The following is a 23,035-nucleotide window of genomic DNA, read 5'->3' as shown; positions in this document are numbered from 1 at the left end:
TATGGAATTGAGCATGTGTCAATTTTCAACTCGCAAATTTACTGGCTGGTTGTCAAGCAAGTTTTTGCTGGCCAACCAGCCAGAGACTTGCCAGCCCCCGCCAATCCCCATAGGAGTGGCGGTCGAATGGACCGTCGATCAGGGGGTTATGTGCGCCGTACGCAAGAGGAACGTCGTCAGGAATCCGAAAGCCGGCTGCTCGCCGCCGCGGTCAAGCTGATCGCCGAAAAGGGCGCGAACGGCTTTACCCTGGCGGAAGTCGGCCATGAGGCGGGATATAGCCGCAGCCTTCCCGGCCATTATTTCGAGACCAAGGAAGCCCTGCTCGCCCGCGTCGTCGAACATATTACGCAGCAATCGCTCGCCGCCATCGTCGACCCCGATGTCGAGCCCGGCATCGAATCGATGCGCGCGCGCTGGACGCGGTCGCTGTCGGCCGAAGGACACGACAGCTATCGCACGCGCGCGCTTTACGCGCTGTTCCTCGGCGCGATGTTCGACAGCGAACTGGCGAAGATCATGGCGCGCTACAATCGCGCGACGGTGGCGCGTCTTGCCGAGAGCCTGCGCGAAGCGATCGACCGCGGCGAGATTCGCGCCGATGCCGATGTCGAGGCCGAAGCCCAGGCGCTGCTGCTGTTCCGGCGCGGGTCGGCGCTGATCCATTTCACCGACCCGGATCTCGACCTCGTCAGCATCCTCGACAAGCATATGACAGAGGTACGCGACCGGCTGAAACCCTAGGGTCAGGCCCAGCTTTTCCGCCGCGACGCGCTGGACAGGCGGTCACAGCAGGCACAATTTCCTCGGATATCAGTATCTTGCCTGACCGGGTAACCAAGGGTGCCGGGATCGCCGTCCATCGGGCTTAAACCGCCCCCGATCCACCCGTTAAGGATCGTATGACCACGAAAACGACATCATCGAGCGAGCCGGTCGGGCGGCTCCTTGACTGGCTGGGATTGCGCTATTCCCGAAGCGGCGCGCCCCGATCGGCGAGCGACGCCCCTGACCCCAGCGGCGCGCGCGATCTTTCCCGCCAGGCGCGCCGCGACCTGGTCGCCGCCATCGCCAATTTCCTGATCGAGCACGACCTCGATGTGTCGCCGGCCAATCTGCTGATCGCGCACAGCGCCTTTTCCGGCAGCAATCCGCAGCTCGCGCGCCGCATCGCGCTGCGCGCGCAGTCGGCCGAGGGGGTCGACCAGCCGTGGATGGACGAAATCGGCGGCGAGGACGAAGGGCGGCAGTCGAAGGCCGATCTCGACCGGCTGATGACCCGCCTCGAGACCAATCTCGAAACCTTCCAGACGCGCAGCAAGGCCGCGCACCAGATGACGCGCGATTACGGCAGCGAACTCGAGGATCATCTGACCGACCTCGAACAATTACAGAAGACGGGGCAGATCGTCTCGAACCTCGCCGACCTTGCCAAGACGATGCTCGAACGCACGCGCAAGGCCGAGGACGAGATGCGCCGCAGCGAGGACGAGGCGAAATCGCTGCGCCGCAGCCTCGCGCGCGCGAAACGCGATGCAGAGGTCGATTATCTGACCGGCCTTCCCAACCGCCGCGCCTTCGAGGCGCTGCTCGAACGCCATTATCGCGAAGCGCGCGAACAGCCGATCGCGCTCAGCGTCGCCTTTTGCGACATCGACAATTTCAAGGCGATCAACGACGCCCACGGCCATGACGCGGGCGACCGCGTGCTCAAGGTCATCGCCGACACACTGGCGCATATTTCGAACGACAATTGCCACGTCGCGCGCCACGGCGGCGAGGAATTCGTGATGCTGTTCCGCGGCCTGACGCCCGCCGAGGCGGCGCAGCGCCTGAACGACGCGCGCGAACGGCTCGCCGACCGCCGCCTCATCAACCGCAAGACCGACGAGCCTTTCGGCGTCGTCACCTTCTCGGGCGGGGTCGCCGACCTGTTCGGCTATTCCGATCCGCGCGCCGCGCTCAAAGCCGCCGACGAGGCGCTCTATCGCGCCAAGGAAAGCGGGCGGAACCGGATCGAGATCGCCTGAGGGCGCAAAGCCCCCGCCCGCATGGGCGGGGCGAGGGTGGAGCTGTGGGGGGCATGCTCCACCCTCATTTTTCTCAGCGATTCAACGCGGTGCCACGTATTTTACGCCGGTTCCTGCCAGCCCCCGCCGAGCGCGAGGAACAGCGCGACCAGATAGGTCGAACGCTGCTGCTCCGACTGGGCGATCGTCGCCTGAATCTGCGCGAGCGAGCGTTCGGCGTCGAGCACGACCTGGAAAGCCTCGCGCCCCGCCTGATAGCGCAGCCGCGCGATCCGCGCCGCCTCGCCCGCCTCGTCCGCCGCACGGCGTAGCGCCGCGAGCCGGTCGAGCTCGCCCGCATAGTTGGCGAGCGCGCTCTCGGTTTCCCGCAGCGCCGACAGCCAGCTCCCGTCGAAGGCCGCAAGCGCTGCGTCGGCGCCGGCCTCCGCCTGCTTCAGACGCGCGCGCGCGACCGCGATATTGGGAAAGCTCCACGAAATCAGCGGCCCGATCGAGAAGCGGAAATTGCTCGAATCGCCGATCCCCGACACCGATCCCGCGGTCGATCCGATCGAACCGCCCAGGCTGATGCTGGGATAAAGGTCCGCGGTCGCCACATTCACCCGCGCCGCGGCGGCGGCCAGCTCGCGCTCGGCGCGGCGGATGTCGGGGCGGCGCGCGAGCAGCGAGGCACCGTCGCCGACCGGGATCGGTCGATCGAGCCGGGGCGGGGCCTGGCATTGCAGCGCGACCTGCGGCGCTTCGGCGGGCGGCTTGCCGGTCAGCACCGCCAGCCGGTAAAGCGCCGCCGAACGCTGCGCCTCGAGCGCCGGGATGGAGGCGCGCGTCTGTTCGAGCAGCGCCCCCGCCTGCCCGGTGTCGAGCCGCGTCGCGCGCCCACCCTCGAACAGCCGGCGCGTCAGGTCGAAGGTCTGCTGCTGGATGCGCAGCGTCTCGTTCGCGACCGCGATCTGGCGGTTGAAGGCGCAGACGTCCGAATAGGCGCGGGTCGTTTCGGCCGCGACGGTGATGCGGGTCAGGTCGAACGCCGCCTGCACCGCATCGGCGTCGGCGCGGCTCGCGCGGATCGCGCTTTCGACGCGGCCGAACAGGTCGACCTGATAGCCGACGTCGAGCCCGACGTCATAGCTTTCGCCCTCGACCGGGCCGATGCCCGTCGTCGCACCCGACTGGCGCGCATAGGTCCCGCTCGCACCGACGCTGGTCGTCGGCAGGCGCCCGGCCTGTGCTTCCTTGAGCACCGCACGCGCCTGCGCGAGGTTGGCGGCGGCGACGCGCAGGTCGGTGTTGGCGGCGAGCGCCTGCCGGACCAGCGCGTCGAGCGTCGGATCGCCGAACAGGCTCCACCATTCGCCCGGCGGCTGGTCGCCGGTGAAGACGGGCGACTTGCCGCCTTCGACGAAGGGTGCCTGCGACGGCGCGGCGGGCGCCGGCGGGTGGTAGGCGGGGCCGACGGTGCAGGCCGACAGCGCGAGGGCGCCGGTCGCGGCGAGAAGGATCGAACGCGTCATCACTGGGCCTCCGCTGGCGTCTCGCCGCCCTTGCCGTCGCCCCGGCGCTTCGCCCACGCCTTCGCGCGGTCGCCGAGATGGCGGCAGACGACATAGAAGACAGGGGTGAAGATCAGGCCGAAGACGGTCACACCGAGCATGCCGAAGGTCACCGCGGTCCCAAGCGCCTGCCGCATCTCCTGCCCCGGCCCGCTCGCGATCGCGAGCGGGATGACGCCGAAGATGAAGGCGAAGCTGGTCATCAGGATCGGCCGCAGGCGCGAGCGGGCGGCATGGACCGCGGCGTCGAAGGTGTTCATCCCCTCTTCCTCTTCGCCCTGCTTGGCGAATTCGACGATCAGGATCGCATTCTTCGCGGCGAGCGCGATCAGCACGACGAGGCCGACCTGCGTCAGGATATTATTGTCCATCCCGCGCAGATTGACGCCGATCATTGCCGCGAGCAGGCACATCGGCACGATCAGGATCACCGCGAGCGGCAGCGGCAGCGATTCATATTGCGCCGCGAGCACGAGGAAGACGAACACCACCGCGAGCAGGAAGATCAGCACCGCGCCGCTGCCCGCCGCCTTTTCCTGATAGGCCAGACCCGTCCATTCATAGGCGAAGCCGCTGGGCAGCGTCGTGGCGGCCATGTCCTCCATAACCGTCAGCGCCTGCCCCGACGACACGCCCGGCGCCGCCTGTCCCTGCAATTCGACCGCGGGGAACAGGTTGTAGCGCACGACGCGCGCCGGCCCGCTGTCGTCGCGGAAGGTCGCGAGTGACGACAAAGGCACCATCTCGCCCGACGTCGACCGCACCTGCAGACGCCCGACATCCTCCAGCCGGCTGCGCGCCGACGGCTCGGCCTGCGCCGTCACGCGGAAGGTGCGGCCGAGGAAGTTGAAGTCGTTGACATAGGTCGAGGCGAGATAGGTGCCGAGCGCGGCATAGACCTGGCTGGGGTCGACGCCCAGTATCTGCGCCTTGTCGCGGTCGACATCGGCGAAGATGCGCGGGCTGCCGGTGTTGAACAGCGAGAAGACCTGCTGCACCTGCTTGTCCTGCGCCGCGGCGCCCATCATCGCGCCGGTCGCCTGCTCCAGCTCATGATAGCTCTGGCCGCCCGCCGCCTGGATCATCATCGTGAAGCCGTTGCCGGTGCCGAGGCCGGGAACCGCAGGCGGCGCGATGACGAAGGCGTTGGCTTCGGGCAGCGCCGCCGCCATTGCGCCCGAAAGCTGACCCGACAGCGCCGCCGCGCTCAATTCGCTGCCACGCTCTTCCCAGTCGTCGAGGCGGATGAACATCGTGCCCGCGTTCGACGATTGCGAGAAGCTGGCGCCGTCGAGTCCGGCGAAGGTCGCGATGCTCGCGACGCCGTCCATTCCCGACACGACCTGCTGCGCGCGCGCGAGCACTTCGCTCGTGCGGTCGAGCGAGGCCCCGGGCGGCAACTGCACGACGCCGATCAGCACGCCCTGGTCCTGATCGGGAATGAACCCCGTCGGCGTGTCGGTCAGGCGCCAGCCGGTCAGCGCGAGCAGCACCGCATAGATGACGAGCATCAGCCCGGTCTTGCGCACCAGCGACGAGGTCGTGCGGCCATAGCGGTCGGAGAGCTTGTCGAAGCCGGCGTTGAACTTGTCCGCCGCGCGGCGGCCGAAACGCAGGATCGGGTTCTTCGGCTCCTCGTGATGTCCTTCCCGATGCGGCTTCAGGAGCAGCGCGGCAAGCGCCGGCGACAGCGTCAGCGAGGTCAGCAGCGAAAAGACGGTCGCCGAGGCGATCGTCACCGCGAACTGGCGATAGAAGATGCCGGGGATGCCGGGGACGAACGCGGTCGGGATGAACACCGCGACGAGCACCAGGCCGATCGCGATCAGCGCGCCCGACACCTCGTCCATCGTCCGGTGCGCCGCCTCGCGCGGGCTCAGCCCTTCGCGCATATGCTTCTCGATCGCCTCGACGACGACGATCGCGTCGTCGACGACGATGCCGACCGCGAGCACGAGCGCGAACAGCGACAGCGAATTGATCGAAAAGCCGAGCGCGAGTTGTACCGCGAAGGTGCCGACGAGCGAGACCGGGATGGCGATGATCGGGATGATCGCGGCGCGCCAGGTCTGCAGAAAGACCATGACGACGAGCATGACGAGAACGACCGCTTCGATCAGCGTTTCCTGCACCGCGGTTACCGACGCCTGAACATATTCGGTCGGATTGAACGGGATCTGATATTCGAGTCCGGGCGGGAATTCGGCCGAGGCCGCCTCGATCTCGTCGAGCACGAGCTGCGCCGCGTCGAGCGCATTGGCACCCGGCTGCTGGATCACCGCCATGCCGACGCCGGGCTGGCCGTTGAACACGCCGCGCACGCCATAATCCTGACTGCCAAGCTCGACCCGCGCGACATCCCTGAGCCGCGTGATCGCGCCGTTCTGCGTGTCGGTCTTGATCACGACATTGGAGAATTCCTCAGGCGTGACGAGCCGGCCCTGCACGTCGACGGGCAGCTCGAAGGCCGGATTGCCCTTGCCATAGGGCGGCGCGCCGACCGAGCCGCCGGCGACCTGGACATTCTGCCTCTGGAGCGCGGCGACGATTTCGCTCGCGGTCAGATTGCGGGCCGCCGCCTTGTCGGGATCGATCCACACGCGCATCGAATAGAAGCCGCCGCCGAAGATCTGGACCCCGCCGACGCCCTGGAGCCGGAGCAGGCGGTCGCGCAGGTTCGAATTGGCGTAATTGCCGACATAGTCGATATCGATCGCGGGATCGGTCGACGTCAGCGCGACGATCATCAGGAAGCCGGTTTCCTGCTTGTTCACCTGCACGCCGATCTGGCGCACCTGCTCGGGCAGTCGCGGTTCGGCAAGCGCGACGCGATTCTGCACCAGAACCTGCGCGGCATCGAGGTCGGTGCCCGGCTCGAAGGTGACGGTGATCTGCGCCTGTCCCTGCGTCGAGCTGCTCTGGATATAGAGCATGTTCTCGACGCCGTTGATCTCCTGCTCCAGCGTCGCCGCGACCGTCTCGGCCATCGTTTCCGACGAGGCGCCGGGATAGGCGGCGCTGATCGAGATCGTCGGCGGCGCGATGTCCGGATATTGGGCGAGCGGAAGCTGCGGATAGGCAAAGGCGCCGATCAGCGTGATGAAGATCGCGATGACCGCCGCGAAGATCGGGCGGTCGACGAAGAAGCGGCTGAAATTCACTTGGCGGCGCCCTTGCTTTCAGCCCCGCCCTTCGCCGGTGCGGCGGCGGGTTTCGTCGTCACCACCTTGCCGTCCGCGCCGATGCGGCCTGCCTCCACCTTCGCCGGCTGGCCCGGCATCGCGCGCTGGATGCCGCCGACGACGACGCGATCCTTCGCGGTCAGCCCCTTGCGCACGACGCGCAGCCCGTCGATGACGGGGCCGAGCGTGACCGGGCGCGCCTGCACGACATCCTTCGCGCCGATGACATAGACGACCCGCCGTGCGCCGTCGGTGACGATCGCGGTGTCGGGCACCATCACCGCCGGCTGCGGCGCGGAGGCGGCGAGCTGGAGCTGGCCGAACATGCCCGGACGCAGCTTGCCGTCGGCATTGGGAACAATCGCGCGCACGCCGATCGTGCCCGAACCGGTGCTCAGCGCATTGTCGACGAAGTCGATCGTGCCGGTACGGCTGTAATCCTCTTCGCCCTGCAGGCGGATGCGCACCGGCGCGCCCTTCAGCGTGTCACCGCGCCGCTCATATTCGAGCAGGCTCGCCTCCGATCCCTGAAAGCTGAAATGCAGCGGGTTGGTCGAAACGATGGTGGTGAGCACGGTCTGGTCGGCGGTCACCGCATTGCCCGGATCGACGAGCCGCTGCGACACGCGGCCCGAGATCGGCGCGGTGACGCGCGTGAATCCGACGTTGAGTTCGGCGGCGCGCACCGCCGCGCGGCCTGCCGCGACATCGGCCTCGCCCGCACGGACCGTGGCGCGGCGCTGCTCGACCTCTTCCTGGCTCGCCGCCTGCGAGGCCGCCAGCGTCTCCGAGCGCGCGAGCTCGGTCCGCGCGTTGACGAGCGTCGCCTGCGACCGCGCGAGCTGCGCGCGCGCCTGATCGAGCGCCGCCTGCGCCGGGCGCGCGTCGATGGTGAACAGCAATTGCCCCGCCTTCACATATTGGCCGTCGGTGAAATGCGAGCGGGTCATATAGCCCGAGGCGCGCGGACGCACCTCGACGCTCTGGATCGCCTCGAACCGGCCGACATAATCGTCCCATTCGGTGACCTGCTTCACCAGCGGATTGGCGACGGTCACCGGCAGTTGCGGCGGCCCGCCGGCCCCCGGGTCGTCCGAGCAGGCGACGAGCAGCAGCGAAAGGAAAAGCGAAGGCGCAAGGAGGAAGCGCTTGGGCATGACGTTTGATCTTTTCTGTTCGGGCGGTTCGGTACCGCGCAGCAGGGAGGGGGGAGGGCGCCGCGCGATACCGCGGTGCGAACTAATCTGCCTCAGCCATCAAGTCAACAGTTGTTGATTTATTTCGCATACGAAGTATGGGGACGAACATGGCGAGGACCACGACCATCAGAAAGCGCGACGCCGCCGCGACGCGCGCAGCGATATTGGCAGCAGCCCGCGAGCGATTCCTTCGGGAAAGTTACGACAGCGTCGGCCTGCGCGACATCGCCGGCGGCGCGGGCGTCGACGTCGCGCTGGTGGGCCGCTATTTCGGCGGCAAGGAAGGGCTGTTCCGCGAGGTCGTGATGGACGACAAGCGGCCCAACCTGTTCCGCGAACCGGTCGACGCCGCCGATCTGCCCGCCTTTCTCGCCCAGCTCGTCATCGAGGACGAGGCGGACGACCGCGAGCATCGCATGGAAAGCTTTGTCATCATGCTGCGATCGGCCTCCTCGCCGAAGGCCGGCGAGATCATCCGCGACCTTGTCCATCAGGACGTGCTCGGCCCCTTGAGCGAACTCATCGGCAGCGACGACGCCGACCTGCGCGCGAACATGCTGCTCGCGATCCTGATGGGCAGCGGCGTCCTGCGCACGATCATGAAGGTCGACGCGTTCGACGGCAGCGAAGCCCAGCGCATCGTCTGCGGCGAGCGCTTCCGCTGCCTGTTCGAGGCGGCGCTAAGCTGCTGATCGCGCGCTATTGCCGTCCGGCACAACCACGGCTACGCGCTGGGGCGTGAGTATCGAACGTCCCCCTGCCCCGTCCGCTCTCGCCCCCTTCCGCTTCCCGGCGTTCCGCGCGATCTGGATCGCGAACCTCGCCTCGAACATGGGCTCGACGATCCAGGCGGTCGGCGCGGGCTGGCTGATGACCGAACTGACGCCGTCGCACCTGTTCATCGCGCTCGTGCAGGCGAGCGCGACGATCCCGATCATGCTGATCGGCATTTTCGCGGGCGCGATCGCCGACAATTTCGACCGGCGGCGCGTGATGCTCGCGGCGCAGACCGGCATGCTCATCGTCTCGGCACTGCTGGCGCTGACGACCTGGATGGGTGCGATGAACCCGCTGCTGCTGCTGTGCTTCACCCTCGCGGTCGGCTGCGGCACCGCGCTCAACGCGCCGGCGTGGCAGGCATCGGTGCGGCTGCAGGTCGGACACGAGCATCTGCCGCAGGCGATCGCGCTCAACACCATCGCCTTCAACCTCGCGCGCAGCGTCGGCCCGGCGCTCGGTGGGCTGCTGATATCGATCATGGGACCCGCGGCGGGCTTCGGGCTCAACGCGCTGAGCTATGTCGCGCTGATCGTCGTGCTGCTGCGCTGGCACCCCGAAATCACCCCGCCCAAGCGCAGCCCGATGCTGTCGGCGATCGCGACCGGCATCCGCTTCTGCGCCCAGTCGGACCCACTGCGCCGTATCCTCGTGCGCGGCTTCACCTTCGGCCTCGGCGCGGCGGGCTTTCAGGCGCTATTGCCGTCGGTGGTGCGCGACCAGCTCGCCGGCACCGCGATCGTCTATGGCCTCTGCCTCGGCGGATTCGGCGCGGGATCGATCTTCGCCGCCCTGTGGATCGGCAAGGCGCGCCACCGCTGGGGCAGCGACAAGCTAGTGGGCGCCTCGTCGCTGGTGTTCGCCGCCGCCATGGCCGCCATCGCGCCGGCGCACAGCCTGCCGCCCGTGATCGCAGCCGCCTTCGTCGCCGGCATCTGCTGGGTCTCGACGATGACGACGCTCAACGTCGCGATGCAGCTTCGCTCGCCCGAGGCGATCCTCGGCCGCTGCCTCTCCATCTATCAGGCGGTGACCTTCGGCGGCATGGCGCTCGGCGCGTGGCTGCTCGGCATCATCGCCGACCTGTGGTCGCTGCCCGCGGCGATCGCCGCCGCCGCGGTGTGGCTGGTGGCCTCGTCGCTGCTGCTGCGCTCCCTCGCGCCGATGCCGCGGCGCGACGAAGGGCGCGTGCTTCCCTGACAGGGACACGGCATCCTAATATTCGATGATGATCTTGACCTGATCGGGTCGGGCACCGGCCGCTTCGGCGATCCGCACCTTGGCGTCCGCAACCAGGTCCTGCAGCTTCGTCCGGTCTTCGTCGCCCAGCAGTTCGCGCGTCGACACGCCGAGCAACTGGGCCAGCGAATCGACCCGGCCCACCTTCGGCCGCGCCTTGTCGGTTTCCCAGGCGGAGATCGAGGGCTCGCTGACGCCCAGCTCGGTGGCCAGCTCGGCCTGGGTGATGCCGCGCTCGCTGCGCAGCCGCTGCAACCGCGCGCCGAAGCTCTCTTCGCCCGCCGGCGATTCAGCGGGCTCGGCCAGCTCGCTACCGATCGCGCCGCGAAGCTGCGCCGCGCTGAGCGTCGCCGGAGTGATCGGGCGACCGAAACGGCAGCCATAGAGCCGCCCGCTCGCCCAGATCACCTCGATCGCGGTGGCCCCGGCGTGCGGCAGGCCGATCTCGATGCGATCGCCGATGCCGAGTGCCAGATCGGTCTCGACCAGCAGGCCGGTCGCCGAAATATTGTGAATCATCACATTGGCATCGATATCGGCATCCTTCGCGTGGCTCGGCAGGCGGATGCGGCGGCGCGGAGGACCGCGCCGGCTTTCGGACGGGGGCGATGATTCGAGATGGGCGGGAATGGCCATGATGCCTTCCCTAGTCCGACCAAGGGGTTAACAGAGGGTTATCAGCGGCGGAGCGGGCCAGCTACGGCTTCTATCGCGACTTGCATCGCGGCGCCGTTCGGGGAAGAGCGGAAGCGGCATCAAAGAACGGGAGATGGATGTGAGCGCGTGGCAGGACTGGATCGGACGCACCGAAAGCCGCAGCGATTCCGTGGACCCGGCACCGCTCACGCGCTGGCTCGCGACGCTCGACCGCGACCCCACGGCGGACGGAACCGCGCCGCAGGGTTTTCACTGGTGCCTCGCCCTGCCCGACGCGCCGACCGCCGCGCTCGGCGCCGACGGCCATCCCCGCCGCGAGGCAAGCCCCGACAGCTTCCTGCCGCCGATCCCGCTGCCGCGCCGCATGTGGGCGTCGAGCAAGGTCGAATTCCTGTACCCCCTGCCTGTCGGTGCCGCGATCGAACGACGCTCGCGCATCGCGTCGATCGCCGAAAAGCAGGGCGGCACCGGCGCGCTCGTCTTCGTCGAGGTCGCGCACGAAACGCTGGCGGCCGGGGCGCTCGCGGTGCGCGAGACGCAGGCGATCGTCTTTCGCGAGGCCGCCGGCCCCGATGCGCCGCTCGCGCCGCCCCCGCCCGGCGAAGGGCGTTTCGACGCCGCGGGCTGGGATGCGCATCGCGAAATCTGCCCGTCGGAGGCCCTGCTGTTCCGCTATTCGGCGCTGACCTTCAACAGCCACCGCATCCATTACGACCGCCCCTATGCGCAGGAGGAGGAGCGCTATCGCGGCCTCGTCGTTCACGGGCCGCTCACCGCGACGCTGCTGCTCGACCTCGCGCGGCGGCATTTCGGCGACCAGCCGCTCGCCCGCTTCGCCTTTCGCGGCCTGTCGCCCGCGATCTGCGGCGAACCGCTCCATCTCGCGCTACGCGGCGATGACGATGCGATCGAGCTCGGCGCCTTCGCGAGTGACGGACGCGCGGTGATGAGCGCGACGGCCGGCCAGTGATGGAAGGCGGCGCCTCCATGCCGCTTCCGGTGCGCCGGATCGGCTTCGGCGGAGTCGCGGATGCCGACCTGCTGCGCGAGATCGCGGTCGAAATGCCGGTGTCGGTCGAGGTCGGCGGCATCGGCTACGCCGTAATGATGGCGACCCCCGCCGACCTCGATGATTATGCCGTCGGTTTCGCGCTGAGCGAAGGCCTGGTCGAACGCGCCGATCAGATCGAGCGGATCGACATCCAGCCGATCGAGGGCGGCGTCGCGCTGCGGCTCTGGTTGCCGAAGGCGCAGAACGACATCGCGCTCGACCGCGCCCGGCGACGGGTGAGCGAGAGCAGTTGCGGCCTGTGCGGGATCGAGAATATCGAAGAGGTGCTGCGCCCGTTGCCGCGCGTCGCGGCGCGGATCGCGACGGACCGCGCCGCAGTGGCAAGGGCGCTCGCCGCGCTCGCCGACCACCAGCCGCTCGGCCGCGCGACCGGCGCCGTCCACGCCGCCGCTTTCTGCTCGCCGGCGGGCGACATCCTCTGCGCGCGCGAGGATGTCGGGCGCCACAATGCGCTCGACAAGCTGATCGGCGCGCTCGCCCGCGCCGGCACCGACCCGGCCGGTGGCTTCATCCTGCTGTCGGCGCGCTGCAGCTATGAACTGGTCGAAAAGACCGTGCGCGCGGGCTGTCCGATGCTGGTCACCATCTCCGCCCCCACCAGCCTCGCCGCCGAGCGCGCCGCCGCGGCCGGACTGACCCTGCTCGCGCTGGCGCGCTCCGATTCGGCCTTGCTGATAAGCGGCGATCCGGCGCTTTAAGCGGCCGCGACGATCCGCACCGGGATCGACTTCGCCGCGGGCGTGCCGCTGATCCGGTCATAATAGTCGAGCGGCAGCAGCGGGTTGAGCTCGGGGTAATAGCCGGCGACCGAGCCCGGCGACATCGGATAATCGATCAGCGTCAGCCCCTCGACGCGCCGCGCAATGCCGTCGCCGCTGATCGTCTCCAGCGCGACCACCGCCCCTGCTTCCAGGTCGCGCGCCGCGCGATCCTCGGCGTTGACGAACAGCACCATCCGGTCGCCCTTCACGCCGCGATAACGGTCGTTGTAGCTGTAGATGGTGGTGTTGAACTGATCGTGCGAGCGCACCGTCGCGAGGCGCAGCATCGCGGGATCGCCGACCGGCGCATTGGCGGCGAGGCCCGGCAGCAGCAGGAAATTGGCCTTGCCGTTCGGCGTCGGCCAGACGCGGCGGCGCGGCGGAATGTCGAGGTGAAAGCCGCGCGGGTTCGCGATCCGCGCCCCGAAATCGGCATAGATCGTCGGATAGACCTCGGCGATCCGGTCGCGGATGCGGTTGTAATCGTCGATATAGCCCGCCCAGTCGACCTTGCTGCCCGACAGCGTCGCCATCGCCATGCGGCAGACGATCTCGACCTCGGGCAGCAGGTGCGGGCTCGCGGGGTCGAGCACCCCGCGCGAGGCGGTGACGTTCGACATCGAATCCTCGATCGTCACGAACTGCTCGCCCGCCGCGGTCTCGATGCGCTCGGAGCGTGCGACGACGGGCAGGATCAATGCCTCGCGGCCGTGGATCAGGTGGCCGCGGTTGAGCTTGGTCGCGATGCCGACGGTCAGGTCGAGGCCCTGCATCGCCGCATAGGCGCGCTCGGTGTCGGGCACCGCGCGGACGAAATTGCCGCCGAGCCCGATAAAGACCTTCGCCTCGCCAGCCAGCATCGCCTCGACCGATTCGACCGTGTGATGCCCGTGTTCGCGCGGCGGATCGAAGCCGAACACGTCGCGCACGCGGTCGAGATAGGCAGGCGAAGGCTTTTCGTCGATGCCGACGGTGCGGTCGCCCTGGACGTTCGAATGGCCGCGGATCGGCGAGATGCCAGCGCCGGGCTTGCCGAAATTGCCCCTGAGCAGCAGCAGGTTGGCGACCTGCTGCACGAGCTGCGAGCCCATCTGGTGCTGGGTGATCCCCATGCCGTAGCAGATGATCGTCGCCTTCGACCGGATATAGATGTCGGCGCAGCGGCGGATCTGCTCCTCCGAAATGCCCGAGGCGGCGACGATATCGGGCCAGCTTTCGCCCATCACATCGTCGCGCAGCGCGTCGACCCCGACCGTATGCCCGGCCAGGAATTCATGGTCGAGCACCGTCTCGCCCGCCGCCTCGCGCTCGAACAGCACGCGCATCATGCCCTTCAGCAGCGCGAGATCGCCGCCGATCTTGATATGGACGAACTCGCTCGCGATCGGGGTCGAGCCGAGCGTCGCCATCTGGACCATGTCCTGCGGCTCGGTGAAGCGGATCAGCGCGCGCTCGGGCATCGGGTTGACCGCGACGATCGGCACCCCGCGCCTGCGTGCCTCGACCAGCAGCGTCATCATCCGCGGGGCGTTGGTGCCGCTGTTCTGTCCGATGACGAAGATCGCCTCGGCATGTTCGAAATCCTCGAGCACCACCGTGCCCTTGCCGACGCCGATCGAATGCGGCAGCCCGCGGCTCGTCGGCTCGTGGCACATGTTCGAACAGTCGGGAAAATTGTTCGTCCCATATTCGCGCACGAAGATCGAGTAGAGGAAGGCCGCCTCGTTGGGCGTCCGGCCCGAGGTATAGAATTCGGCGCGGTGCGGGCTGTCGAGCGCGGAGAGATGCCGGCCGATCGTCGCGAACGCCTCGTCCCAGCTCACCGGCACATAATGGTCGCTCGCCGCGTCATAGCGCATCGGCTCGGTCAGCCGGCCCTGCATTTCCAGCCAGTAATCGGATTGCGCCATCAGGTCGGCGACGCTGTGCTGAGCGAAAAAATCGCGCGTCACGCGGAATTTCGTCGCCTCGTGCGCGAGCGCCTTGGCGCCATTCTCGCAGAATTCCAGCTTTTTGGTGCAGTCGGCGTCGGGAAAGGCGCAGCTCGGGCATTTGAAGCCGCCCGGCTGGTTCATCGACAAGAGCGCGCGCGACCCCTTGGTGACGACGCTCTGTTCCAGCAGCACCTTCGCCGTCGCCGCCGCCGCGCCCCAGCCTCCGGCGGGGCTGGTATAGGGGCGATAGCGGGGTTTGGTCTCGGCCATGACCCGCTTAAACCACGGCGCGGCCGAAAATTCCAGCGCGCCGATCAGCCGATGGTGCGCGCCAGCTCGCGGTTGAGCCACAGCGCGACGAGCGTGCCGATCGCGCCCGACAGCAGATAGGCGCCCGCCGCGATCAGGCCGAACTCGCTCGACAGCCACAACGCGACCATCGGCGCGAAACCGGCGCCGAACAGCCAGGCGAGGTCGGAGGTGAAAGCCGATCCGGTATAGCGGTGGCGCGGCTGGAATTCGGACGACAGCGCGCCCGACGACTGGCCGAACGACAGGCCGAGCAGCACGAAGCCGAGGATCATGAACGCCGCCTCGCCCGCCTCGCCCCCGGCAAGAAGCTGCGGCGCGAAACCGCTGAACACCGCGATGGCGGCGGCGGTGAAGCCCAGCATCGTGCGGCGCCCGACGCGGTCGGCGAGCCGACCCGAGGCAATGATCGCGAGCACGCCGACCACGGCCGCGACCGCCTCGATCGCCAGGAAGCGCGCCGGCGTCTCGTCGGTGAACAGGAACACCCACGACAGCGGGAACACCGTCACCATGTGGAACATGGCGAAGCTGGCGAGCGGGGCGAAGGCGCCCGCGGCGATGACCTTCCAGTTTGATCGCAGCGTTTCCAGCATCGGCGCGGGCTCGAGGTCGCGGTGCTGGAACGAGCGCTCATATTCGGGCGTCACCACGATGCGCAGCCGCGCGAACAGCGCGACGACGTTGATCGCGAAGGCGACGAAGAAGGGATAACGCCAGCCCCAGTCGAGGAAATCCTGCGCCGGCAGCGCCGCGATCAGGAACATGAACAACAGGCTGGCGACGATCAGGCCCAGCGGCGCGCCCAATTGCGGGATCATCGCATACCAGCCGCGCTTGCCCTCCGGCGCGTTGATCGCGAGCAGCGAGGCGAGCCCGTCCCACGATCCGCCGAGCGCGACGCCCTGCCCCATGCGCAGCAGCGCGAGCAGCAGCGCCGACCCGATGCCGATCGTCGCATAGCCGGGCAGGAAGGCGATGGCCGCGGTCGATCCGCCGAGCAGGAACAGCGCGATGGTCAGTTTCGCGCCGCGGCCATAGGCGCGGTCGATGGCGGTGAAGATCAGGGTGCCGACCGGGCGCGCGGCAAAGGCGAGCGCGAAGATGGCGAACGACCAGAGCGTTCCGTCGAGCGGGTCGAGATGCGGAAACACCAGCTTGGGAAACACCAGCACCGAGGCGATGGCATAGACGAAGAAATCGAAGAATTCCGACGTCCGGCCGATGATGACCCCGATCGCGATCTCGGCCGGCGAGATCGGATGGCCGTCCTCGTGGAGCGCGCGGGCGTCGCGCTCGGCCTGCTTCGTGGTCGCGGTTTCGACAGACATTGATCTTCGGGTCCTGCTGCTGGCACCCTAGCACATGGGCGCGCGAGTCGGAAACAGGGGCATCGGCCCCCGATAATGCTCCCCCTGCGCCAAGGCGCCTCGCAGCGGGATTGGACAAAATGTCCTATGTGCACTGCAACAAAGCGGGACTAGGCGCGCCATATGCCTGAGATGCTCCATCGTTCGACCGCCCGATTCCGGCTGCTGGCGCCGCTCGGCCTGCTTCCGCTGCTTGCCGGCTGCAACATGGTCGTTCTCGATCCGGCGGGCGACGTCGCGCGCCAGCAGGGCAATCTGATCCTGATCTCGACCGGGCTGATGCTGCTGATCATCGTGCCGGTGATGATCCTGACCGTCGTCTTCGCCTGGCGCTATCGCGCCGCGAACAGGCAGGCGACCTACAAGCCCGACTGGGACCATTCGACCCAGCTCGAACTGGTCATCTGGGCGGCGCCTTTGCTGATCATCATCTGCCTCGGCGCGCTGACCTGGGTCGCGACCCATCTGCTCGACCCCTATCGCCCGCTCGCGCGCACGGCGCCGGGACAGGCGATCGCGGCGGAGGTGCGCCCGGTCGAGGTCCAGGTCGTCGCGCTCGACTGGAAATGGCTGTTCATCTACCCCGACCAGGGCATCGCGACGGTCAACGAACTCGCGCTTCCCGCGCATCGCCCGGTGCGCTTTCGCATTTCGGCCTCGTCGGTGATGAACAGCTTCTACATCCCGGCGCTTGCGGGGCAGATTTACGCGATGCCCGGGATGGAGACCAAGCTTCACGGCGTGTTCAACCAGACCGGCCAATATACCGGATTCTCGGCAAATTATTCGGGTTGGGGCTTTTCGGACATGCGCTTCGCGGTGAAGAGCCTGTCGGACGCCGATTTCGCGAAATGGGTCGCGGCGACGAAGGCCGGCGGCGGCACGCTCGACCGCACGGCCTATCTCAAGCTCGAAAAGCCGAGCGAGAAAGTACCCGCGCAGCGCTTCGCCGCGGTCGAGCCGCAGCTCTTCGACGCCATCGTCAACATGTGCGTCGAGCCGGGCAAGATGTGCATGCACGACATGATGTCGATCGACGCGGCGGGCGGCGCCGGCATCGCCGGCATCCATAATGTCCGCCGCCTCAGCTATGACAAATATGCCGCGCGCGGCACCGAGCCCGGCTATTGGGGCCAGCGCTATGTCGGCGCGCTGTGCAGTTCGCCGCTGATGGCGAGCGCCGATATCCCCGACGCGGCGCCCGTCGACCTCGCGCCGCTGACCGGCGCCGGCCTTCCCAGTCCCGAAACGCCCGCTGCCGCCGTTACCGCCATGATCCGGCGCCCCGCGGCGGCATCGCCCCAGTCCTGATCGTGCCAGAGTCCTGATCGTGCAAGAGATCGCCATGACCCCGCAACCCGCCCCCGAAACCGGCCCCCTGCTCGGCAAGCTGTCGCTCGACGCGCTGCCGCTGCACGAACCGATTCTCGTCGTCACCTTCATCGTCGTCGCGCTCGGCGGCCTCGCGGTCCTGTGGGCGATCACCCGCTATCGCCTCTGGGGCTATCTGTGGAAGGAGTGGTTCACGACAGTCGACCACAAGCGGATCGGGATCATGTACATGATCCTGGGCCTCATCATGTTCCTGCGCGGCTTTTCCGACGCGATCATGATGCGGCTCCAGCAGGCGATGGCCTTCGGCGGGTCGGAAGGCTATCTGCCCGCGCATCACTATGACCAGGTGTTCACCGCGCACGGCGTCATCATGATCTTCTTCGTCGCGATGCCGTTCATCACCGGCCTGATGAACTATATCGTGCCGCTTCAGATCGGCGCGCGCGACGTCAGCTTTCCCTTCCTCAACAATTTCAGCTTCTGGATGACGACCGCGGGCGCGGCCCTGTGCATGATCTCGCTGTTCGTCGGCGAATTCGCGCAGACCGGCTGGCTCGCCTATCCGCCGCTGTCCGGCCTCGCCTACAGCCCCAATGTCGGGGTCGATTATTATATCTGGTCGCTCCAGATCGCAGGCGTCGGCACGACGTTATCGGGCATCAACATGGTGGTGACGATGCTCAAGCTGCGGGCGCCGGGCATGGGGCTGATGAAGATGCCGGTCTTCACCTGGACCAGCCTGTGCGCCAACATCCTGATCGTCGCGACCTTCCCCGTGCTGACCGCGACGCTCGCGCTGCTCAGCCTCGATCGTTATGTCGGGACCAATTTCTTCACCAACGACTTCGGCGGCTCGCCGATGATGTATGTGAACCTGATCTGGATATGGGGCCACCCGGAGGTCTATATCCTGATCCTGCCGCTGTTCGGTGTCTTCTCCGAAGTCACCTCGACCTTCTCGGGCAAGAAGCTCTTCGGCTATACCTCGATGGTCTATGCGACGATCTGCATCACCATCCTCAGCTATCTCGTCTGGCTGCACCATTTCTTCACCATGGGGTCGGGCGCCAGCGTCAACAGCTTCTTCGGCATCACGACGATGGTGATCTCGATCCCGACGGGTGCGAAGCTCTTCAACTGGCTGTTCACCATGTATCGCGGCCGCATCCGCTTCGAGCTGCCGATGATGTGGACGGTCGCCTTCATGCTGACCTTCGTCGTCGGCGGCATGACCGGGGTGCTGCTCGCGGTGCCGCCCGCCGACTTCGTGCTCCACAACTCGCTGTTCCTCGTCGCGCATTTCCACAACGTCATCATCGGCGGCGTGTTGTTCGGCCTGTTCGCGGCGATCAACTATTGGTGGCCCAAGGCGTTCGGCTTCCGCCTCGATCCCTTCTGGGGCAAGGTCAGCTTCTGGTGCTGGGTGCCGGGCTTCTGGCTTGCCTTCATGCCGCTCTATATCCTCGGCCTGATGGGCGTGACCCGCCGGATGCGCGTGTTCGACGACCCGAGCCTGCAGATATGGTTCGTCGTCGCCGGCTTCGGCGCCGCGGTGATCGCGGTCGGCATCGCCGCAATGCTGATCCAGTTCGCGGTCAGCATCTGGCGCCGCGACCAGCTTCGCGACGAGACCGGCGATCCATGGGAGGGGCGCACGCTCGAATGGGCGACCAGCTCGCCGCCGCCCGATTACAACTTCGCCTTCACGCCGGTGATCCACGATCTCGACGCGTGGCACGACATGAAGCGGCGCGGCCACGGCCGGCCGGTGACGGGGTTCCGCGACATCCACATGCCGAGCAACACCGGCGCGGGTGTCATCCTCGCGGGGATCAGCCTGGTCATGGGCTTCGCGCTCGTCTGGCATATCTGGTGGCTGGTAGGGGTCAGCTTCGCCGCACTGATCGGCGTCGCGATTGCCCATACGTTCAACTACAAGCGCGATTTCGACATCCCCGCGGCGACCGTCGCGGCGGTCGAGGACGCGCGCACCCGCCGGCTCGCGGCGACGGGAGCCTGACATGAGCACCTCCACTCTCGCCAAGCCGGACGAGGAGCTGTCCTTCTATCAGCTCGACGAGCACCCGCATCCGGAGGGGCACAGCACGATGCTGGGCTTCTGGATCTATCTGATGAGCGACTGCCTCATCTTCTCGATCCTTTTCGCCTGCTATGCGGTGCTCGGCGGCAATTATGCCGCAGGGCCGGCGCCGAAGGATCTGTTCGAACTGCCGCTGGTCGCGCTCAACACCGCGATGCTGCTGATCTCGTCGATCACCTTTGGTTTCGCGGTGCTCCAGATGCAGCAGGGCAAGGTGCGCGGCACACAGATATGGCTTGCGGTCACCGCGCTGTTCGGCGCCGCCTTCCTCGCGATCGAGCTCTACGAGTTCCAGCATCTGATCCACATCGGCGCGACGCCGCAGCGCAGCGCCTTCCTGTCCGCCTTCTTCACGCTGGTCGGGACGCACGGGCTGCATGTGACCTTCGGCATCGTCTGGCTGCTGACCCTGATGGTCCAGCTCGGCCGGCACGGGCTGATCCCCGCGAACAAGCGCCGCGTCATGTGCCTTTCGATGTTCTGGCACTTCCTCGACGTCGTGTGGATCGGCGTCTTCACGATCGTCTATCTGATGGGAATGCTGCAATGAGTCCCGAGTCCACTCCCGGCCATGCGGCCCATCCGCACGAGATCGAGATGCCGCACGCCTCGCTGCGCGATTATCTGATCGGCTTCGCGCTGTCGGTGGTGCTGACCGCCATCCCCTTCTGGCTGGTGATGACGATGCCGCTGTCGGCAGGCGCCACCGCGGCGATCATCATGGGCTTCGCGGTCGTGCAGATCGTCGTCCACATGATCTTCTTCCTCCACATGACGCCGAAGGCCGAGGGCGGCTGGTCGCTGACCTCGCTCGTCTTCACGATCATCGTGCTCGGCATCGCGCTCGCGGGATCGCTGTGGGTCATGCACCACCTCAACACCAACATGATGCCGATGCCGCACGACATGAACCAGTTGCCGTGAAGCGGCGGCTGCTGACGGCGCTGGCGCTGCTGTTCGCGGCGGGTTTCGTCGCGCTCGGCATCTGGCAGGTCGAGCGGCGGGCGTGGAAGCACGAGCTGATCGCCGCGGTCGACGCGCGCATCCATCGCCCGCCGGTCGCCGCACCGGGGCCGGCCGAGTGGCCGGGCATTTCGGCCAGGAACGACGCCTATCGCCGGATCAGCGCCACCGGTCGCTTCCGCCACGACCGCGAAACGCTGGTGCAGGCGGTCACCGAGCGCGGCGCCGGCTATTGGCTGCTCACCCCGCTCGAAACGCCGGGTTTCACCCTGCTCGTCAACCGCGGCTTCGTGCCGACGGACAAGCGCGAGGCGGCGACGCGCGCCGCGGGCAATCCGGGCGGCACCGTCACCGTGACCGGCCTGCTGCGTATCACCGAGCCGGGCGGCGCCTTTCTGCGCGCCAACGATCCCGCAGCGGACCGCTGGTATTCGCGCGACGTCGCGACCATTGCCCGCGCGCGCGGACTGGGGCGCGTCGCCCCCTATTTCCTCGATGCCGACGCCGTGCCCAATGCGGGCGGCTATCCGGTCGGCGGGCTGACCGTGGTGCGCTTTCGCGATCCCCACCTCGTCTATGCGCTGACCTGGTTCGCGCTCGCCGCGATCAGTTTCTTTTTTGCCTGGCGCCTGTGGCGTCCGGCGACGCTTCGGTCCAATAGTGATAGCTGATGACCGTTCCGTCCCCGACGACCGCGCTGCCGGAAGCCGACGCCGGCCGCCGCAACATGACGTTGCTGATCCAGCTCCGCTGGCTCGCGGTGGGCGGGCAGCTCGCGACGATCGCGGTGGCGCGCAGCCTGATGGACATCGCGCTGCCCCTCGCGCCGCTGCTCGCCGCGATTACGGTGCTGGTCGCCATCAACTTCGCCAGCCTCGCGCTGCTCGCCCGCGGGCGCGCGGTGACCAATGCCGAACTGACCGCCGCGCTGCTCTTCGACGTCGCGGCGCTCGCGTGGCAGCTTCACCACAGCGGCGGACTGACCAACCCCTTCGCCTCGCTCTTCCTGCTTCAGGTCGTGATCGGCGCGATCCTGCTGACGCCGCGCTCGTCCTGGGCGATCGTCGCGGCAACGCTCGCCGGCCTCGCGACGCTGCGGATCGACCCGACGCCACTGCTGCTCCCGCCGCGCTACGCCCACGATCCCTTTGCCCTCTATCTTCAGGGCAGCCTCGTCTGCTTCGTGCTGATCGCGGTGCTGCTCGTCGCCTTCGTGACGCGGATCAACCGCAATCTGCGCGACCGCGACGCGGCGCTCGCCGCAGCGCGGCAGCGCGCGGCGGAGGAGGATCATATCGTCCGCATGGGCCTGCTTGCGTCGGGCGCGGCGCACGAGCTCGGCACGCCGCTTTCGACGCTGTCGGTACTGATCGGCGACTGGAAGAAGGAGCCCGATATCGCGCGCCACGGCGAATTGCAGGCCGACCTTGCCGACATGGACGCCGCGGTCCAGCGCTGCAAGACGATCGTCAGCGGCATATTGATGTCAGCCGGCGAAGCGCGCGGAGAGGCGCCGCGCCTCACGACCATGCGCGCCTTCCTGACCGCGACCATCGAGGACAGCCGCGCGGTGCGGCTGCCGGGCTCGATCGAGTTCAACGACCTGTTCGGCGCCGACGTCCCCATCGTGTCCGATCCCGCCCTGCGCCAGGTTATCGGCAACGTCCTCGACAATGCGGCGGAAATATCCCCCGACTGGACCGGCGTGACGGCGTCGCGCGACGGCGACATGGCGGTGATCGAGATCGCCGACCGCGGCCCCGGCTTCAGCGAAGATATGCTCGAAAGCTTCGGCCGCCCCTATAGCTCGACCAAGGGGCGTCCCGGGGGTGGGCTGGGATTGTTCCTGCTCGTCAATGTGCTGCGCAAGCTGGGCGGCGGCGCCAGTGTCGCGAACCGCGATGCGGGCGGGGCGCTGGTGCGCATCACCCTGCCCCTCTCCGCCCTCGCGGCGCCCGAAGGAGAGTCGTGATGGACGCGAAACGACAGCTCGTGATCGTCGAGGACGACGAGGCGTTCGCCCGGACCCTGAAACGCTCGTTCGAGCGGCGCGATTATGAGGTGCGCGTCGCGCCCGGCCCCGACGCGCTCGAGGCGCTGCTCACCGGCTGGCGGCCCGGCTATGCGGTGGTCGACCTCAAGCTCGGCAATGCCTCTGGCCTCTCCTGCGTCCAGACGCTGCGCGCCGCCGACCCGGCGATGCGCATCGTCGTGCTGACCGGCTTCGCGAGCATCGCCACCGCGGTCGAGGCGATCAAGCTGGGCGCCTCCTATTATCTCGCCAAGCCGTCGAACACCGACGATATCGAGGCGGCGTTCGAACGCGCCGAGGGCGACGTCGACGCGCCGATCGGCGCGCGGCCCTCGTCGATCAAGACCGTCGAGTGGGAGCATATCCACCAGACGCTCGTCGAAACCGGCTTCAATATCTCGGAGACCGCGCGGCGGCTGGGAATGCACCGCCGCACGCTGGCGCGAAAGCTGGAGAAGCGCCAGATCCGCTGATCGCGCGCTTTGCAGGACGAAATGAAACGGCTAACCGGCTGACGGGCCGAA

At 67.7% G+C, this 23,035-nt stretch carries 19 protein-coding genes; 13 read left to right on the top strand and 6 right to left on the bottom strand.

Translation table 11 applies throughout. The features are described 5' to 3' along the window. The first annotated feature begins 150 nt into the window (after nt 1-150). On the top strand, nt 151-744 hold the full coding sequence (locus FHR21_RS10095; protein WP_184097818.1) for a TetR family transcriptional regulator: 594 nt from the start codon (nt 151-153) through the stop codon (nt 742-744). A 158-nt stretch (nt 745-902) separates the two neighbouring features. After that, the gene (locus tag FHR21_RS10090; RefSeq protein WP_184097815.1) at nt 903-2,030 is read left to right on the top strand and encodes a GGDEF domain-containing protein; all 1,128 of its coding nucleotides are present in this window, start codon (nt 903-905) and stop codon (nt 2,028-2,030) included. Between the two features lie 101 nt (nt 2,031-2,131). Here FHR21_RS10090 and FHR21_RS10085 read toward each other — a convergent pair whose 3' ends face one another. From FHR21_RS10085 to FHR21_RS10075, 3 genes are read right to left on the bottom strand one after another with little or no spacing between them, the layout of a single operon-like run. Beyond that, on the bottom strand, nt 2,132-3,541 hold the full coding sequence (locus FHR21_RS10085) for an efflux transporter outer membrane subunit (RefSeq protein ID WP_184097813.1): 1,410 nt from the start codon (nt 3,539-3,541) through the stop codon (nt 2,132-2,134). Continuing rightward, complete coding sequence (locus tag FHR21_RS10080; RefSeq protein ID WP_184097811.1) at nt 3,541-6,741, bottom strand: multidrug efflux RND transporter permease subunit; 3,201 nt, start codon at nt 6,739-6,741, stop codon at nt 3,541-3,543. Before FHR21_RS10080 ends, FHR21_RS10085 begins: the two co-directional genes overlap by 1 nt. Continuing rightward, a complete protein-coding gene (locus FHR21_RS10075) occupies nt 6,738-7,919 on the bottom strand; it encodes an efflux RND transporter periplasmic adaptor subunit (protein WP_184097809.1) in 1,182 nt (393 codons plus the stop codon). The genes FHR21_RS10080 and FHR21_RS10075 overlap by 4 nt, the downstream gene beginning before the upstream one ends. Before the next feature lie 149 nt (nt 7,920-8,068). On the opposite strand from FHR21_RS10075, the gene FHR21_RS10070 reads away from it, so the two are divergent. Beyond that, the gene (locus tag FHR21_RS10070) at nt 8,069-8,653 is read left to right on the top strand and encodes a TetR/AcrR family transcriptional regulator (RefSeq protein WP_184097807.1); all 585 of its coding nucleotides are present in this window, start codon (nt 8,069-8,071) and stop codon (nt 8,651-8,653) included. Nucleotides 8,654-8,699: 46 nt separating this feature from the next. Next, on the top strand, nt 8,700-9,938 hold the full coding sequence (locus tag FHR21_RS10065; RefSeq protein WP_184097805.1) for an MFS transporter: 1,239 nt from the start codon (nt 8,700-8,702) through the stop codon (nt 9,936-9,938). 15 nt (nt 9,939-9,953) lie between these two features. Here the strand turns inward: FHR21_RS10065 and FHR21_RS10060 are convergent, their stop codons facing one another. After that, the gene (locus tag FHR21_RS10060) at nt 9,954-10,613 is read right to left on the bottom strand and encodes a helix-turn-helix domain-containing protein (RefSeq protein ID WP_184097803.1); all 660 of its coding nucleotides are present in this window, start codon (nt 10,611-10,613) and stop codon (nt 9,954-9,956) included. 139 nt (nt 10,614-10,752) lie between these two features. On the opposite strand from FHR21_RS10060, the gene FHR21_RS10055 reads away from it, so the two are divergent. Both FHR21_RS10055 and fdhD read left to right on the top strand, forming a co-directional pair. Beyond that, nucleotides 10,753-11,604: an FAS1-like dehydratase domain-containing protein gene (locus FHR21_RS10055; RefSeq protein WP_184097801.1), complete on the top strand. Its 852-nt coding sequence runs from the start codon at nt 10,753-10,755 to the stop codon at nt 11,602-11,604. Nucleotides 11,605-11,621: 17 nt separating this feature from the next. Beyond that, entirely contained in the window at nt 11,622-12,404 is a 783-nt protein-coding gene (gene fdhD, locus FHR21_RS10050) for a formate dehydrogenase accessory sulfurtransferase FdhD (RefSeq protein ID WP_184097800.1), read from the top strand. On the opposite strand, the gene FHR21_RS10045 is transcribed toward fdhD, so the two are convergent. Then, nucleotides 12,401-14,671, bottom strand: a complete 2,271-nt coding sequence (locus tag FHR21_RS10045; RefSeq protein ID WP_184097798.1) for an FdhF/YdeP family oxidoreductase — start codon at nt 14,669-14,671, stop codon at nt 12,401-12,403. The two genes, fdhD and FHR21_RS10045, sit on opposite strands and share 4 nt — an antisense overlap. Before the next feature lie 44 nt (nt 14,672-14,715). Continuing rightward, a complete protein-coding gene (locus FHR21_RS10040) occupies nt 14,716-16,041 on the bottom strand; it encodes an MFS transporter (protein ID WP_184097796.1) in 1,326 nt (441 codons plus the stop codon). Between the two features lie 162 nt (nt 16,042-16,203). On the opposite strand from FHR21_RS10040, the gene cyoA reads away from it, so the two are divergent. From cyoA to FHR21_RS10005, 7 genes are read left to right on the top strand one after another with little or no spacing between them, the layout of a single operon-like run. Continuing rightward, nucleotides 16,204-17,391 (top strand): ubiquinol oxidase subunit II, encoded by a 1,188-nt coding sequence (cyoA, locus tag FHR21_RS10035; protein WP_420825275.1) that lies wholly within the window; start codon nt 16,204-16,206, stop codon nt 17,389-17,391. A 34-nt stretch (nt 17,392-17,425) separates the two neighbouring features. Continuing rightward, complete coding sequence (gene cyoB / locus FHR21_RS10030; protein ID WP_184097795.1) at nt 17,426-19,435, top strand: cytochrome o ubiquinol oxidase subunit I; 2,010 nt, start codon at nt 17,426-17,428, stop codon at nt 19,433-19,435. A 1-nt stretch (nt 19,436) separates the two neighbouring features. After that, a complete protein-coding gene (gene cyoC / locus FHR21_RS10025) occupies nt 19,437-20,066 on the top strand; it encodes a cytochrome o ubiquinol oxidase subunit III (RefSeq protein WP_184097793.1) in 630 nt (209 codons plus the stop codon). Beyond that, nucleotides 20,063-20,440: a cytochrome o ubiquinol oxidase subunit IV gene (gene cyoD, locus FHR21_RS10020; protein WP_184097791.1), complete on the top strand. Its 378-nt coding sequence runs from the start codon at nt 20,063-20,065 to the stop codon at nt 20,438-20,440. Before cyoC ends, cyoD begins: the two co-directional genes overlap by 4 nt. Continuing rightward, nucleotides 20,437-21,150: an SURF1 family cytochrome oxidase biogenesis protein gene (locus FHR21_RS10015; RefSeq protein ID WP_184097789.1), complete on the top strand. Its 714-nt coding sequence runs from the start codon at nt 20,437-20,439 to the stop codon at nt 21,148-21,150. The genes cyoD and FHR21_RS10015 overlap by 4 nt, the downstream gene beginning before the upstream one ends. After that, complete coding sequence (locus FHR21_RS10010; RefSeq protein ID WP_184097787.1) at nt 21,150-22,451, top strand: ATP-binding protein; 1,302 nt, start codon at nt 21,150-21,152, stop codon at nt 22,449-22,451. The genes FHR21_RS10015 and FHR21_RS10010 overlap by 1 nt, the downstream gene beginning before the upstream one ends. Further along, nucleotides 22,451-22,984, top strand: a complete 534-nt coding sequence (locus FHR21_RS10005; protein WP_184097785.1) for a response regulator transcription factor — start codon at nt 22,451-22,453, stop codon at nt 22,982-22,984. Before FHR21_RS10010 ends, FHR21_RS10005 begins: the two co-directional genes overlap by 1 nt. Nucleotides 22,985-23,035: the final 51 nt, after the last annotated feature.

Origin of the sequence: Sphingopyxis panaciterrulae (assembly GCF_014199295.1) — a bacterium.
Taxonomy (GTDB): Bacteria; Pseudomonadota; Alphaproteobacteria; order Sphingomonadales; family Sphingomonadaceae; genus Sphingopyxis; species Sphingopyxis panaciterrulae.
The sequence above is the reverse complement of the archived record's forward strand: the minus strand, read 5'-3'. Positions and strand labels throughout refer to the sequence as shown.

Coding starts and splice junctions, on each gene's coding strand:
- FHR21_RS10090 (WP_184097815.1), top strand. CDS start 903: ATGACCACGAAAACGACATCATCGAGCGAGCCGGTCGGGCGGCTCCTT.
- FHR21_RS10085 (WP_184097813.1), bottom strand. CDS start 3,541: ATGACGCGTTCGATCCTTCTCGCCGCGACCGGCGCCCTCGCGCTGTCG.
- FHR21_RS10075 (WP_184097809.1), bottom strand. CDS start 7,919: ATGCCCAAGCGCTTCCTCCTTGCGCCTTCGCTTTTCCTTTCGCTGCTG.
- FHR21_RS10070 (WP_184097807.1), top strand. CDS start 8,069: ATGGCGAGGACCACGACCATCAGAAAGCGCGACGCCGCCGCGACGCGC.
- FHR21_RS10060 (WP_184097803.1), bottom strand. CDS start 10,613: ATGGCCATTCCCGCCCATCTCGAATCATCGCCCCCGTCCGAAAGCCGG.
- fdhD (WP_184097800.1), top strand. CDS start 11,622: ATGCCGCTTCCGGTGCGCCGGATCGGCTTCGGCGGAGTCGCGGATGCC.
- FHR21_RS10045 (WP_184097798.1), bottom strand. CDS start 14,671: ATGGCCGAGACCAAACCCCGCTATCGCCCCTATACCAGCCCCGCCGGA.
- FHR21_RS10040 (WP_184097796.1), bottom strand. CDS start 16,041: ATGTCTGTCGAAACCGCGACCACGAAGCAGGCCGAGCGCGACGCCCGC.
- cyoA (WP_420825275.1), top strand. CDS start 16,204: ATGCCTGAGATGCTCCATCGTTCGACCGCCCGATTCCGGCTGCTGGCG.
- cyoB (WP_184097795.1), top strand. CDS start 17,426: ATGACCCCGCAACCCGCCCCCGAAACCGGCCCCCTGCTCGGCAAGCTG.
- cyoC (WP_184097793.1), top strand. CDS start 19,437: ATGAGCACCTCCACTCTCGCCAAGCCGGACGAGGAGCTGTCCTTCTAT.
- cyoD (WP_184097791.1), top strand. CDS start 20,063: ATGAGTCCCGAGTCCACTCCCGGCCATGCGGCCCATCCGCACGAGATC.
- FHR21_RS10010 (WP_184097787.1), top strand. CDS start 21,150: ATGACCGTTCCGTCCCCGACGACCGCGCTGCCGGAAGCCGACGCCGGC.
- FHR21_RS10005 (WP_184097785.1), top strand. CDS start 22,451: ATGGACGCGAAACGACAGCTCGTGATCGTCGAGGACGACGAGGCGTTC.